Below are 15,029 nucleotides of genomic sequence, written 5' to 3' on the forward strand. Positions count from 1 at the left end.
AACTTACTAAACTCCGAGCGCCTTAAGTTTACGATGCAAGGCAGAACGTTCCATGCCGATAAACTCAGCTGTACGCGATATATTTCCACCCAAGCGCCCAATTTGCGCTACTAAATACTTCTTTTCAAATAATTCTCGTGCTTCACGCAACGGCAAATCCATTATATTTTCATCTGCATCCATTTGAAGGCGAGGTAAAGAATCACTCATTTCTGGAGGAAGCAACTGTGCTGTTATTGGATCATCACCATCACGTACAAGAATAAGAAGACGCTCAATATTGTTGCGTAACTGTCTTACATTACCTGGCCAAGCATGCGTTTGCAAAATAGCTATAACATCATCACTGATTTCGCGCGGCTTAATACCAACCTGCTGAGATATTACTTTAACAAAATGGCGCACAAGCTCTGGAATATCCTCACGACGCGCAGAAAGTGGTGGAACTGCAACAGGAACAACAGAAAGACGATGAAAAAGATCTTCTCTAAAACATCCGTCAGCAATAAGATTTTCAAGATTTTGCGCTGTTGAAGAAATTACACGGACATCCACTTTAACACGCTTTGTACCACCAACTCTTTCAAATGTCTGACCCGTCAAAACTCGGAGCATCTTACCTTGCGTCTCACGTGACATATCAGCAACTTCATCAAGATATAAGGTTCCTCCATGAGCTTCTTCTAATGCACCTATCTTGCGTTCTCCTCCCTCCATTTCATTTCCAAACAATTCGATTTCCATTCTTTCTGGAGTAATCGTTGCTGCATTTATTGCAACAAATGGTCCATTTGAACGCGCCGAAAGCGCATGAATAGTACGCGCCACCATCTCTTTACCAGCACCTGAAGGACCAGTAATCATAATACGGCTATTGGTTGGTGCTACTTTTTCTATGATTTGACGCAAATTTTTCATAGCAGATGATGTGCCAAGCAATTCTGGTGTCTCACTTGAACGTTTGCGTAATTCTAAAAGTTCACGTTTTAATTTTGAATTTTCAAGAGTTCGTTCAGCAACCAATACAAGCCTATCAGCTTTAAAAGGTTTCTCAATAAAATCATATGCACCTCGTTTTATAGCAGAAACTGCTGTTTCAATATTACCATGACCAGAAATCATAACCACTGGAAGAGAGGGATATCGCATTTTGATTTCATCAAGTAACGCTAACCCGTCTAGACAACTTCCTTGTAACCAAACATCCAAAAAAATTAACTTAGGAATACGTTCACTAATTTGCGCTAGTGCTTCATCAGAATTACACGCAACACGTGTTTCATAGCCTTCATCATCTAAAATACCAGCAACAAGCTCACGAATATCCGCTTCATCATCAACAATTAAAATATCTGATACCATCTTATTCCCCTATTTTATAATCTGTGACTTGTGCAATGCTACCTTGCTCAACCACATATGCTGAAAATACTAAACGGATCATCGCGCCACGACCTTCATAAAAATTTTTCGGTGCATCATGTAATTCCATATAACCACCATGATCTTCAATTACTTTTCGTACAATAGCTAATCCGAGCCCCGTCCCCTTTTCTCGCGTTGTTATATAAGGTTCTAGTAATTTTTGCCGTTGTTCTTTTGGAAGACCTTTACCATTATCAATAACATCCACAACCAAGAAGCCTTCTTGGCGATAAGAACGAATCAAAATATGACCGCGAACACTCTCTTCTCGTATTGCGTCAATAGACTCGCTTGCATTTTTGATAACATTGCAAAAAGCCTGAACAATAAGACGATTATCAAACGCACCTATAAGCGGTACATTTCCTAAATCTTGTTCAAAATAAATATCATGTCGGGAAACTTCTATCAAGAAACATGCTTCATGTAAGAGTTCACGAATATCTAAAATGCGCATTCGCGGTTTAGGCATACGTGCAAAAGAAGAAAACTCATCAACCATGCGCCCAATATCTCCAACCTGCCGAATAATCGTCTCAATACACCGCTCAAAAACCTCTCTGTCCTGTATAATAGCTTTGGCATAACGTTTACGAATACGTTCAGCAGATAACTGAATAGGTGTTAGCGGATTTTTAATTTCGTGTGCAATACGGCGTGCTATATCTGCCCAAGCTGATGAACGTTGTGCCTCAACAAGGTCTGTAATATCATCGATCGTTAAAACCCAAGATTGTCCATGCCCATCATTTTCTTCCATTGTAATTTGCACATTGCAAACACGTTCTTGTCCAGCAACACTTAAAGTAACTTGCTCACGATAATTTTTACGGCCTAATGAGCGTGCAAGCTTAAAAACTTGCCAAATTTCACCACTTAATGACAAAAGATTATGCCCAATAACCTGTTCAGAACGAATGCCAAACATTGCTTCAATAGACCGATTGATAATTGTAATGTAACCATTATCATCGATTCCAGCCACACCTGCTGTTACACCAGACAAAACAGCTTCAGAAAAACGTCGCCTTTCATCAATTTGATCACGAACCGCTATCAATTCATTACGCCGGCTCTTTAGTTCACTTACCATGTAATTGAAAGTTTTTGATAACTGTCCAATATCTCCATCCCTTGCGCGTACTGGCACAAAGATATCCATATTTCCAGATGCAACATCATCAGCTGCATTAATGAGAAGACGAATAGGACGCACCAAGCGTTCAGCAACAGCAATACCGGCCCAAATAGCCGATAAAAATAAACTAAAAAAAAGACATAGATAAAGCATGCCAAATGCAATTTGCGTTGGCAAACGGTTTTCATTTAAATCACGATAACGATCTGTATTGACCTCTGTTAAACGTAAAGCAGCTAAAACATCTTTATCAATATCACGAACCAAATACAAAAATGTATTTGGGATGTTGGTAAACATCAAAATAATGCCAAAATAATCATGAACCCCTGGTTGAAAAGAGAAAGGATTCGTTCTAGTTGCCCGTTCGATAAGGTTGGATGGTGGAATAGGCAGTTCATTCTCATCACCAAGATCACTCGACATAAAAACAGTCCCGCTCGAGCTTAACAAAAATGCACCACGCAAATTGCGTCCTGCCGCATGGCGTGTCAATTGCATCCGATATTCAGCTGGATTGCGCTCTAAAAGTTTTTTATTATCAAGTGCAAATGCCATAGTATAGGATAAATTTTTTAAATTTTGAAGCATTTCATCTGCATAAGCATTTGCCAAATCGATAGAAGAGCCCACAATTTGTTTTGTTGTTGTATCAAACCATCGGTCAAGTCCTAAATTAAGCGCAGGACCCGATACAAGAGCTACAGAAACAGCTGGCACCGTTGCAACAAGTGTAAATAGTGAAATAAGGCGCACATGTAGACGTGATCCAGCACGTCTTGACCGCCACGCACGAATAATTGGGATCATTTCATAAAGAACAATGATGGCAAGTCCCAAAACCCAAACACTATTAATCCCTATAAGGATAAGTGTTACAACTCTACTGGGAACAACAGGAGTTAATCCGATAAGAATGATAAATGAAACCGAAGCCGTTAACAAAGCTAATACAATAATTGTAATACCTAAAAATGTATACGCCTTACTTAAGCGATATTGTCCATCGTCATACGTATTTTTATCTTTGTTTTGAAGATTCGTCATGGATATTGTATTCATAATTAGCTTACGTTATTCTATTCCACTGTCCTCATATAACCCCTTGCGATAAAAATTGACAATACCAGTACTACGTTTTAAATGCAGCCATTTAATAAATAAAGAAAGAATTTTTATACTTCTCAAAATACTTTTAAAGTTTTTAAAAATACTTTTAAAGTAAAGTGCATTCAGTGATACTTTAATATAGGAGGTAAAATGCGATTAACCAAACAAACGAATTATTCCCTCCGAATGCTCATGTATTGTGCAGATAATCAAGAATCTTTAAATCGTATTCCAGAAATTGCCAAGGCACATGCCATTTCTGAGCTTTTTTTGTTTAAACTCCTTCAGCCACTTGTTAAAGCGGGTTTTGTACAAACAGTACGGGGACGTAATGGTGGTATTAAATTAGCAAAACCTGCAGAAGAAATTTCAGTAGCAGACATTGTGAAAGTAACAGAAGATAACTTTTCCATGGCAGAATGTTTTGATACTAAAGAACCTAACTGTCCATTGGTAGATTTTTGTAATTTAAATACCGCACTTAAAAAGGCACTAAATGCTTTTTTTGATGTATTATCAGTAACCTCTCTTGCTGATCTACAAAAGCCATCCTTTCGAAGTCAATTTAAAATTGATGACCACAAAACAATTCGCTGAAATAATATGAAAGGAAGTTTAGTATTTCTATTGCAACTATAATATTAGCCGCAGGACGCGGTGAGAGAGCAAAATCTTCACAAAAAATTCCAAAACAATACCGACTTTTAGGACAAGAGCCGGTTATTTGTCATACTGTACGTTGTTTTCTACAGCATCCAGAAATTACAAAAATCGTCTTAGTCATTCATCCAGAAGATCACAAAATCTGTGATCAAGCTATAGGTGGTTTTAAAGAGCATCTCATCATTGTTGAAGGAGGAGATACACGTCAAATATCCACTTTATATGGGCTTCATGCACTTAAAAATATTAAACCTCAATACGTTCATATCCATGATGGTGCACGCCCCTTTGTCGAAAAGAAACTTCTTGATAAAATCCATACCACCATAAATCACCAAGAAGGTGTTCTTCCTGTTCTTGCCGTCTCTGATACTCTTAAACGCATCAATCAAACACATCATGTTGTAGAAACAATCTCACGCACTAATGTTTACACTGCACAAACTCCACAGTGTTTTCCATTTGAACTCATTTTAACCGCCCATGAAGAAGCAAAACAAACTTGCAAAGAAAAATTCACTGATGATTCAGCAATTGCCGAATGGTTTGGTATCCCCATGCATACCATTCTTGGAGATCCTAACAATATAAAAATTACATGGAACGAAGATTTTAATAGTGCACACTTGTACCTCCAAAAAAAAATGCAAATATTCCCTGATATCCGTACCGGAAATGGCTATGATGTTCATTCTTTTGAAGAAGGAACCTCTGTTACACTATGTGGTATAAAAATTCCCTTTCATAAAAAGTTAAAGGGGCATTCAGATGCTGATGTTGCTCTTCATGCTTTAACAGATGCCCTTCTTGCTACTCGAGGTATAGGAGACATTGGCACACATTTTCCCCCCTCTGATCCTAAATGGAAAAATGCATCATCAGAAATTTTTTTACGTTATGCTCTTGATATTATTAAACAAGCAGACGGTCGCATTACTAATATTGATATCACACTGATAACTGAAAGTCCCCAAATTGGTCCTTATCGTCATGCAATGACAACAAATCTTATGAATATACTCGCAATTTCGCCAGATCGAATCTCTATAAAGGCAACAACAAATGAGAGACTCGGATTCATTGGTCGTGGAGAAGGCATTGCTGCTCTTGCGTCTGCTACTGTCCTTTATTCAAGAGGCATTTCCGAATGACATATTTTTGTAAAGAGCAAGCATATGCAGTCCTTGCAGCTTGTCGTAAAAAAGGTTTTCTTTTAACAACCGTTGAATCTTGCACAGGGGGTCTTATTGCTGCAAATCTCACTAGTATTGCAGGATCATCCGATGTATTTGATTGTGGATTTGTTGTTTATTCAAATGAATCTAAGACGCGCCTTGTTGGCGTATGTGCTAAGCTTATAAAAACATATGGTGCAGTTTCAAAAGAAGTTGCCATTGCAATGGCAGAAGGTGGACTAAAATATTCACAAGCTGAAATTGCAGTCTCTGTAACGGGAATTGCAGGCCCAAGGACAACATGTTCCAATAAGCCTGTCGGACTTGTGCATTTCGCAGTCGCTTATAAAAATCACGAAACTATACACACAGAGATGCACTTTAGAAATCTTAGTCGCAATGCTATCCGTTATGCAACTGTTCAAAATGCTTTCAAAATGATCTTGGTATCTCTTCAATAATATTCTTCAAATCTGATTTCTAGATTTCATTTTTCAAAATCACTATTTTCGATTTTTGAATAGTTTCTTAAAAAGTCATTCCTGATTTATCAGTAGGCTATTATTGCGCTACACAGTAATGGCTCAAAAATAAGCCTAATATTTCAGAATAAAATATTAACATTTGTATTCCAATAAATAAATAGTACGAGCATAACAGCGCAAATTATGAAACGTAATACTTATTATGCAACAAAATTAACTAAGTAAACTATGTTACTGAAGAGCCATAAATTTGATGAGCACGCATTTCAAAAGCATCGGTAAATTTATGGAATGCAACATCAAACATTGAGCCCATCACTATTCCAAGCATTTTGCTTTTAAATTCATAATCAATAAAAAACTCTACATTGCATGCATTTTTATTTTCAACGTTATGAAATGCCCAACGATTTTCAAGATATTTAAATGGACCATCAATATATTTAACTTCTATGAGATTTTCCTTCGGCTGAAGAAATACTTGAGTCGTAAAAGTCTCTCTGATAACCTTATAGCCAACTGTCATATCAGCGATAAGCAATGTTTTTTCCTCATGTTTTTTTCGAGAATGTATTGTTAGTGCCTCACACATCGGTAAAAATTCAGGATAACGTTCAATATCTGAGACAAGATCAAACATTTCATTTACAGTATAGGCAATTTGCCGATGTGTTGTAAAAGTCGGCATAGTTATCTCTGTAAAGCAAATTTTTCGTCACGCGCTTTTTGCAAAATTTTAAAATCATCTCCCGCATGATGCGATGAACGTGTTAGAGGATTGGAAGCCATATGCAAAAAACCCTTCACTTTACCAATTTTGGCAAAAGACTCAAATTCTTCAGGAGGCACAAAACGAATAACTGGATGGTGCTTTCGTGTAGGCTGCAAATACTGCCCAATTGTCATAAAGTCAACATCAGCAGAACGTAAATCATCCATTAATTGAAGAATTTCGTTTCGTTCTTCCCCAAGACCAACCATAATCCCTGATTTTGTAAAAATTGTTGGATCAAGTTCCTTAACACGCTGTAACAACCGAATTGAATGGAAATAGCGTGCTCCTGGTCGAACCTTTAAGTATTTAGATGGTACTGTTTCTAAATTATGATTAAAAACATCGGGCTTAGCATCTACAACAATCTCTAAAGCACCATCCTTATGGCGAAAATCAGGTGTAAGGACTTCAATTGTTGTTTTAGTAGCCTTCTGACGAATAGCGTGAATAACTTTTGCAAAATGCTGTGCACCACCATCAGCGAGATCATCGCGATCGACAGATGTAATCACGACATGTTTTAATTTCATCTGCGCAACAGCATCTGCCACACGTTCTGGCTCATCATCATCAACTGCAAGTGGAATACCCGTTGCAACGTTGCAAAAAGCACAAGCCCGCGTACATATTTCTCCCAGAATCATAAAACTAGCATGCCGCTGCCCCCAACACTCACCAATATTTGGACAGCCTGCTTCCTCACATACAGTCACTAATTTATTGGTGCGTACAATACTATATGTCTCTTTATATACTTGTGACGTTGGCGCTTTTACACGAATCCAATCCGGCTTTTTCTGAATAATCGTATCTGGGCGATGCGCCTTTTCAGGATGACGCAAACGCCTATTCGTAACTCTATCAACAACCGTAACCATTTAAGCCTCTGTCTTATAGATATGGAGTGCCAATGAAAAATCAAAAAAATACAAAATTTTTCACACAATGCAGCCACTAAGCATTTAAAACTTGACCATAAGCATCCAACACACTCTCTTTCATCATTTCCGATAATGTCGGATGCGGAAAGACAGTATGCATCAATTCTTCTTCGGTTGTCTCAAGATTCATAGCGATAACAAACCCTTGAATCAGTTCTGTTACTTCTGCCCCTACCATATGTGCACCGAGAAGTTGTCCTGTTTTTTTATCAAAAATGGTTTTAACTAATCCCTGATCTTCCCCCAAAGCAACAGCCTTTCCATTAGCTGAAAAAAAATAACGACCAACACGGATATCATAACCTGCATCTTTTGCAGCCACTTCTGAAAGTCCTACAGAAGCAACCTGTGGTGTACAATATGTACATCCTGGAATTTTCTTCTTATCAAGCGAATGAGTATTTTTCAATCCAGCAAGACGTTCAATACATATAACACCTTCTTCTTCCGCTTTATGTGCCAACATAGGGGGACCAGCTACGTCACCAATAGCATAAATGCCTTCCACACCTGTCCAACCCCATTCATCAGTTACAATGCACCCGCGATTGGTTTTTACATTTAATGCTTCTAATCCAAGATTTTCAATATTACCCTGAACCCCAACAGCCGAAATCAATCGATCAATTGTGATTTTTTGTATCTCACCCTTAACATCAATATACGCAGTAATAGAATCAGACTTTTTTTCAACTTTTGTTACTTTTGCTTCAGTAAAAATACGGATACCTTTTTTTTCCAGCTGTTTTCGGACAAATGTTGAAATTTCAGCATCTTCAGCTGGCATAATATGGGGCATCATTTCAACAACTGTTACCTCTGTTCCCATATCATGATAAAAAGAGGCAAATTCAATGCCAATTGCTCCAGAACCCATTACCAAAAGTGACTTTGGCATCGCACGCGGAATCATAGCCTCAAAATAGGTCCAAATAAGCTTTCCATCTGGCTCAATGTTGGGAAGAGAACGAGGACGTGCACCAGTTGCAATAATTATATGTTTTGCTTGGTAAGCCCCCTCTCCCAATGTTCCTTTAGGTACTGGGTTTTGTGGTTGCATAACCGGTTTGGATGATGGAAAAACCGTAATTTCTGCCAACTGATTTTCTTTTGCTGCCTTAGTAAGCTTTGCTTCTCCCCAAATGATATCAATTTTGTTTTTTTTCATCAAAAAATTAACACCAGCATTTAAACGCGCAGAGATCTCACGTGAACGAGCCACAACATCCTTAATATTTGCCTCAACTGAACCGTTAAACTTCAAACCATAATCTTCCGCATGTTCAGCAAAATGCTTCATTTCCGCTGAGCGTAAAAGTGCCTTTGTTGGAATGCACCCCCAATTTAAACAAATCCCACCTAAGTGCTCGCGCTCAACAATCGCAGTTTTGAAGCCACACTGCGCTGCACGAATCGCAGTTACATATCCGCCCGGCCCCGAGCCAATCACAATTACATCATAAAGATTTGCCACAGTCATTCCTCCATGGACATACAAAAACGGGCATGTACTCTTCAACTTTAAAACCAAGAAAAAACACAAAATTATCTCGCATCTCTCATTCTAAGCTTTACATAAATACTTTTACCAAATTAGAAGACGTAACAACACTACCATTCAAGCTTTTTAATCCGCTTTTATTATATTAAAACATACCACTACCACACAAAATTATGTGAAACACTTTTAAAATGCTTAAATCAACATCGATAATGGATTTTCAATCATTTTTTTAAATGTTTGAGCAAGCTCTGCTGCTAACGCGCCATCAACGGCACGATGATCCACAGAAAGTGTGACTGACATGACTGTTGCAATGGTTATTGCACCACTTTTAACAACTGCACGTTGTTCACCCGCCCCAATTGCAAAAATTGTCGCATGTGGTGGATTAAGAATAGCAGAAAAGTTTTTTACGCCATACATCCCCATATTTGAGATAGCCGTTGTACCTCCCTGATATTCCTCCATTTTTAGCTTACGTTCACGCGCACGCTTTATAAAATCTTTCATCTCATTTGAAATCACTGACAAAGATTTTTCTTCTGCATGGCGGATAACTGGCGTAATCAACCCATTCGAAACAGAAACAGCAACTCCAATGTCACAGTGTTTGTGATGAAGCATCCCTCCTTCAAGCCAAGATACATTAGCATCAGGAATAGCTTTTAAAGAAAGTGCCACAGCTTTAATAACCATATCATTAACTGAAACTTTATAAGCAGGTGTAGATCCTTCTTGCCTCTTAATTATCGGAGCTGCAGCATTTAGTTGCGTACGTAATGCCAATAATGCATCAAGTTCACAATCTACTGTTACGTAAAAATGTGGTACTTTTTGTTTTGATTCAACCAAACGTTTGGCAATTGTTGCACGCATATTATTATGGGGCGCAAATGTATATTCATCCTCTTTAAAGAGCTTCAATATCTGTCTGTCAGAAGAAACTGTAGCTATAAACTGTTCAGTTTGTGATGAAGAAGAAGCTTCCAAAACACCACCGCTCACAATTTTTTCTATATCACGCTTAATAATACGTCCATGCGGACCGCTACCAGAAATAAGAGATAAATCAAGACCTGCTTGAGCTGCTAATCGTCTCGCTAAAGGAGAAACAAAAAAACGCATAACCTTTTTATCTTGCTGTATTGATTGCTGAATTGGAGATAAATGAGATACCTGTGTTACTACTTTTGAATCTGTCCGCTTCATATTTTCTGATTCTTCGACAGCAAAAGAAGAAAGTTTTTTTTCTATAACTTTTGCAGCTTCAGTTACATCTTCGCCTTCTTCTGCTAAAACAGCAATTAAAGTATTAACCTTAACTCCCTGTGTTCCAGCAGGAACAATAATCTTAGCAACCGTTCCCTCATCAACAGCCTCAACTTCCATTGTTGCCTTATCTGTCTCAATTTCAGCAATAACATCACCAGAGGAAACCTTATCTCCCTCCTTAACATTCCACTTTGATAAGTTCCCCTCTTCCATCGTAGGAGAAAGCGCAGGCATCGTAATCTTAATGGGCATAGTGCTTTCCTCCGTTACACTTTATAAGTCACAGCCTTAACGGCTTCAAGAATTTCAGCAGCGCTGGGTAAAGTCAATTTTTCAAGATTAGCAGCATAAGGCATAGGAACATCTTTACTAGCAATCGTAGCAACCGGCGCATCAAGATAATCAAAAGCCTGCTGCATAACTCGCGTTGCTATTTCAGTTCCAACAGATGACTGAGGATATCCTTCCTCAATTGTCACTAAACGACCTGTCTTTTTGACTGAAGCAAGGATTGTCGGAAGATCCATCGGGCGAATGGTTCGTAAATCAATCAATTCTACATCAATACCAAGCTTTTCAATTTCTGGCAAGGCTTGAACAGCATAATGCACTCCAATCCCACACGCCACAATTGTAACATCTTTACCAGGTTTATGAATACGCGCCTTACCAATAGGCAAAACAAAATCATCTATTTTAGGAACATCAAACTGATGGCCATATAAAATCTCGTTTTCAAGAAAAATAACAGGATTGTCATCGCGAATAGCAGCTTTTAGCAAACCTTTTGCATCTGCAGCGTTATATGGCATAATAACTTTAAGACCTGGTACATGACTATACCAAGCCGCATAGCATTGAGAGTGCTGGGCACCAACACGCGCAGCCGCACCATTAGGACCACGAAAAACCATGGGAGCAGACATTTGACCACCAGACATATAACGGGTTTTTGCGGCAGAATTTATAATTTGATCGATCGCCTGCATAGCAAAATTAAATGTCATAAATTCAACAATGGGACGCAACCCGCCAAACGCTGCACCAACAGCTAACCCTGCAAAGCCGTGCTCTGTAATTGGTGTATCAATAACTCGGCGCGCGCCAAATTCTTCTAATAAACCTTGGCTAACTTTATAAGCACCTTGATACTCCGCGACTTCTTCCCCCATCAAAAAAACCATTTCATCACGCCGCATTTCTTCAGCCATAGCTTGATTAAGCGCTTCACGAACAGTCATTGTGACCATTTGTGTCCCTACAGGAATATCAGGATCAGCCATAATATTAAAAGCAGAGAGTGTAGGTATGGACGAAGAAAGAGATGAAAACCCTTTTCCAGATTTTTGAGGAAGATTTACAGCATCAGTAGCCTGTGAAATATTTTCAGCGTTTTCACCTTCTTCTAACAATACAGCAATGATACTGTTAACCTTTACGCCTTCAGAACCTTCAGGTACAAAAATTTTACCAATAATGCCTTCATCAACAGCTTCTACTTCCATCATTGCTTTATCAGTTTCAATCTCAGCAATCACATCACCAGAATTAACTTTATCACCTTCTTTTTTGAGCCATTTAGATAACTTACCTTCTTCCATCGTTGGCGAAAGTGCTGGCATCAAAACATTAATAGACATATTCGCTCCTTTCGCATTAAACTAAAACATCAGTATAGAGCTCAGAAGCATCTGGCTCTAAATCATTTTGCGCAAAATCTGCTGCATCAGTCACAACTGCCCGCACTTCTTTATCAATAGACTTTAAATCGTCTTCGCTTGCCCAACCCTGTTTTAGAATCCGACTTTTTACCTGATCAATCGGATCATGCTCTTCTTTTACTTTTTGGACTTCTTCCTTTGATCGATATTTTGCTGGATCAGACATGGAATGACCCCGATAACGATAGGTCTGCATATCAAGAATGATCGGCCCTTTGCCTGAACGCGCCCAAGAAATTGCTTCATCAGCAGCTCCCTTGACTACGCGCACATCCATACCATCAACAACAATACCTGGAATTTCAAAAGAAATACCCCGACGAGAAAAATCTGTCTCTGCAGATGCACGCGCAACTGATGTCCCCATAGCATACTGATTGTTTTCAATAATATAAACAACAGGAAGTTTCCAAAGCGAAGCCATATTAAAACTTTCGTAAACTTGTCCCTGATTTGCAGCGCCATCACCAAAATAAACCAATGTCACATTATCTTTGCCAAGATATTGATTCGAAAATGCCAAACCTGAACCAATAGGAACTTGCGCACCAACGATACCATGTCCACCGTAAAAATTCTTTTCTTTAGAGAACATGTGCATCGAACCACCTTTTCCCTTTGAAAAACCACCTTGACGTCCTGTTAACTCTGCCATTACGCCACGCGGACTCATGCCCACCGCCAACATATGACCATGATCACGATAAGATGTGATAACCTGATCGCCTTCTTTTGTTGCCTTCAATGTTCCAACAACAACAGCTTCTTGTCCTATATAGAGATGACAAAAACCACCAATAAGCCCCATTCCGTAAAGCTGCCCCGCTTTTTCTTCAAAACGACGAATCAAAAGCATTTTACGGTAAGCATCAATTTCCTCTTCTTTTGTAAAATTAGCGGTTTGAGCTATTTTTGTGGTATCTGATAATGCAGGATACGCTACCGACGCAGAATTTTTTTTAAACTGTTCTGCCATATTAAACTCCCTTTTATGATTAGTCAGAAATAACCTTTACGGACAAAAGTTACAAGCGTTATCACCAAGTTCAAATGATATCATAGGGTATTATTTTAAATTAAGCGATTTTTATTAATTTCTAATCAGCGAGCGGATTTAAAATTGTTAATTCATTTGGCTTAGAAAAATTTAAATTTTTTCTAATGTATTCATCTAGCATATCTTTCTCAATGTGCCCATCACGTAAAAGAGAGATACGCCTTTCCATGAACATACGCTCAGTTTCTACTTTATGAAGTTCTTCTTCTAATTCGATAATATGCTGATTAATCTCACTACGTGAGTACAATCCATATTCACCATGATAAATGTGATAACTAAAATAGCTCAAAACCCCCGCAGTTATAAGCGGTAATACAAAGCGCACCTTGGCCGATCTGCGTTTCTGCTTTGTCCACATAAAATAGCACAGTCTTTTTTAAACATTTTGAATCAAATATGCATATCTTTTATTAATACCTTCTTACTAAATACAAACACTCAAATAACTTACCCTCACCCTTTAACTTTTTTGCAACAAAACTAGAAAATTTTACTAATTAAATTATCAACCTGATAACTAATAAAAACGGAGCAAGCACTAAAATACCTGTTCCAACTTTACCAACTATAAAGCGATGAACTCCAAATACATCAGCAAATTACCAAATGAGCACGAGCATTATCTTTGCTTATTCTGATTGCACCTTGAATAACAGACAAATAAAACCATTAACATCACAATCATACGTAAAATCAACGGAATCATAAACAATCAGTGAAATTTTCTTAGCCAATCCCAAACTGCAAATAAATAACAATCTTCATTATTGTCTAACATGAAAGGATGCTCCTTGATTTTAATTACCTTCCATTTTTATTATCTATAAAATTTCATTCATAATCATTTAAATTTATAATTTTATATTCTACGTCCATTTTTATCCGAAAATCTTCCAGCCACAATGAGTATAAAATCAATAATCGCCCAAATTCCACTAACGACTAGCCCAACAATCGACAAGGATAAAACAAGCATTAAAATACCTGTCCCAATTTTGCCAACCATAAAGCGGTGAACGCCAAATACACCAGCAAACCAACAAATAAGCGCGAACATTATTCTTGATTGTTCCGAATACTGAAGTAATAATGGAAAAACAGAACTGACAGTATCACCTTCACACATAAAATCAATGGCATCACCAATTCTAGGTGGATTTTTTCCTAACCAATCCCAAGTTGCAAATTGATAACGTTTACCATCATCACCTGAAACGAGATAAGTTCCTTGATCTTGACTGATAATTACACCTCTCATTTTTATCACCTACAAAAATCACTGTCCATCTATTATATAAACAAAGGCCTGAACTAATAATTCTCTTAATTCGCGATTTTATTCCCACTTTTGTCAGAAAATTCTCCAATCGCAATAAGTATAAAATCAATAATCGCCCAAATTATACTAACAATCCCCCCAATAACCGACAAGGATAAAATAAGCATTAAAATACCCGTTCCAACTTTACCAACCATAAAGCGATGAACGCCTAATGCCCCCAAAAGAAAACAAACAAAAAGAAGCACTACTTTTGAATGTCCCGACTGTTTACTCTTCAATAATGGGAAAACAGAACTAATAACATCATCATTGCATACAAAATCAACGGTATCGCCAATCTTCGGTGAAGCTTTTCCTAACCAATCCAAAAGCGAAAATTTATAACGCTTACCATCATCACCTGAAACCAAATAAATTCCTTGATCTTGATCAATAACTATACCCTTCATTTTTATCCCCTATGCAATTTTTACTAAAA

Annotated in this window: 14 protein-coding genes; 3 read left to right on the forward strand and 11 right to left on the reverse strand. The window is 38.0% G+C overall.

Annotated features, from left to right (window positions below):
* Nucleotides 1–6: 6 nt before the first annotated feature.
* Entirely contained in the window at nucleotides 7–1,362 is a 1,356-nt protein-coding gene (ntrX, locus tag V4B18_RS06265; RefSeq protein ID WP_455475586.1) for a nitrogen assimilation response regulator NtrX, read from the reverse strand.
* A 1-nt stretch (nucleotide 1,363) separates the two neighbouring features.
* Nucleotides 1,364–3,625 carry an ATP-binding protein gene (locus tag V4B18_RS06270; RefSeq protein WP_455475587.1) on the reverse strand — a complete coding sequence of 754 codons (2,262 nt, stop codon included), beginning with the start codon at nucleotides 3,623–3,625 and terminating at the stop codon, nucleotides 1,364–1,366.
* 198 nt (nucleotides 3,626–3,823) lie between these two features.
* Here V4B18_RS06270 and rirA point away from each other — a divergent pair, with 198 nt between their 5' ends.
* From rirA to V4B18_RS06285, 3 genes are read left to right on the forward strand one after another with little or no spacing between them, the layout of a single operon-like run.
* A complete protein-coding gene (gene rirA / locus V4B18_RS06275) occupies nucleotides 3,824–4,270 on the forward strand; it encodes an iron-responsive transcriptional regulator RirA (protein ID WP_455475588.1) in 447 nt (148 codons plus the stop codon).
* 23 nt (nucleotides 4,271–4,293) lie between these two features.
* Complete coding sequence (locus V4B18_RS06280) at nucleotides 4,294–5,487, forward strand: bifunctional 2-C-methyl-D-erythritol 4-phosphate cytidylyltransferase/2-C-methyl-D-erythritol 2,4-cyclodiphosphate synthase (RefSeq protein WP_455476549.1); 1,194 nt, start codon at nucleotides 4,294–4,296, stop codon at nucleotides 5,485–5,487.
* Nucleotides 5,484–5,972: a CinA family protein gene (locus V4B18_RS06285; RefSeq protein ID WP_455475589.1), complete on the forward strand. Its 489-nt coding sequence runs from the start codon at nucleotides 5,484–5,486 to the stop codon at nucleotides 5,970–5,972. Before V4B18_RS06280 ends, V4B18_RS06285 begins: the two co-directional genes overlap by 4 nt.
* Nucleotides 5,973–6,222: 250 nt before the next feature.
* On the opposite strand, the gene V4B18_RS06290 is transcribed toward V4B18_RS06285, so the two are convergent.
* From V4B18_RS06290 to V4B18_RS06330, 9 genes are all read right to left on the reverse strand, one after another.
* On the reverse strand, nucleotides 6,223–6,684 hold the full coding sequence (locus V4B18_RS06290) for a type II toxin-antitoxin system RatA family toxin (protein ID WP_455475590.1): 462 nt from the start codon (nucleotides 6,682–6,684) through the stop codon (nucleotides 6,223–6,225).
* A 2-nt stretch (nucleotides 6,685–6,686) separates the two neighbouring features.
* On the reverse strand, nucleotides 6,687–7,649 hold the full coding sequence (gene lipA / locus V4B18_RS06295) for a lipoyl synthase (RefSeq protein ID WP_455475591.1): 963 nt from the start codon (nucleotides 7,647–7,649) through the stop codon (nucleotides 6,687–6,689).
* Between the two features lie 76 nt (nucleotides 7,650–7,725).
* The gene (lpdA, locus tag V4B18_RS06300) at nucleotides 7,726–9,186 is read right to left on the reverse strand and encodes a dihydrolipoyl dehydrogenase (RefSeq protein WP_455475592.1); all 1,461 of its coding nucleotides are present in this window, start codon (nucleotides 9,184–9,186) and stop codon (nucleotides 7,726–7,728) included.
* A 222-nt stretch (nucleotides 9,187–9,408) separates the two neighbouring features.
* Nucleotides 9,409–10,740: a pyruvate dehydrogenase complex dihydrolipoamide acetyltransferase gene (locus tag V4B18_RS06305; protein ID WP_455475593.1), complete on the reverse strand. Its 1,332-nt coding sequence runs from the start codon at nucleotides 10,738–10,740 to the stop codon at nucleotides 9,409–9,411.
* A 14-nt stretch (nucleotides 10,741–10,754) separates the two neighbouring features.
* Nucleotides 10,755–12,128, reverse strand: coding sequence for a pyruvate dehydrogenase complex E1 component subunit beta (locus tag V4B18_RS06310; RefSeq protein ID WP_455475594.1), 1,374 nt, complete (start codon nucleotides 12,126–12,128; stop codon nucleotides 10,755–10,757).
* 16 nt (nucleotides 12,129–12,144) lie between these two features.
* Entirely contained in the window at nucleotides 12,145–13,185 is a 1,041-nt protein-coding gene (gene pdhA, locus V4B18_RS06315) for a pyruvate dehydrogenase (acetyl-transferring) E1 component subunit alpha (protein WP_455475595.1), read from the reverse strand.
* A gap of 121 nt (nucleotides 13,186–13,306) precedes the next feature.
* Nucleotides 13,307–13,627 (reverse strand): FtsB family cell division protein, encoded by a 321-nt coding sequence (locus V4B18_RS06320; RefSeq protein WP_455475596.1) that lies wholly within the window; start codon nucleotides 13,625–13,627, stop codon nucleotides 13,307–13,309.
* 501 nt (nucleotides 13,628–14,128) lie between these two features.
* Nucleotides 14,129–14,527, reverse strand: coding sequence for a TM2 domain-containing protein (locus V4B18_RS06325; RefSeq protein WP_455475597.1), 399 nt, complete (start codon nucleotides 14,525–14,527; stop codon nucleotides 14,129–14,131).
* Between the two features lie 65 nt (nucleotides 14,528–14,592).
* A complete protein-coding gene (locus V4B18_RS06330; protein WP_455475598.1) occupies nucleotides 14,593–15,000 on the reverse strand; it encodes a TM2 domain-containing protein in 408 nt (135 codons plus the stop codon).
* Nucleotides 15,001–15,029 lie beyond the last annotated feature (29 nt).

Source organism: Bartonella sp. B17 (assembly GCF_053795755.1).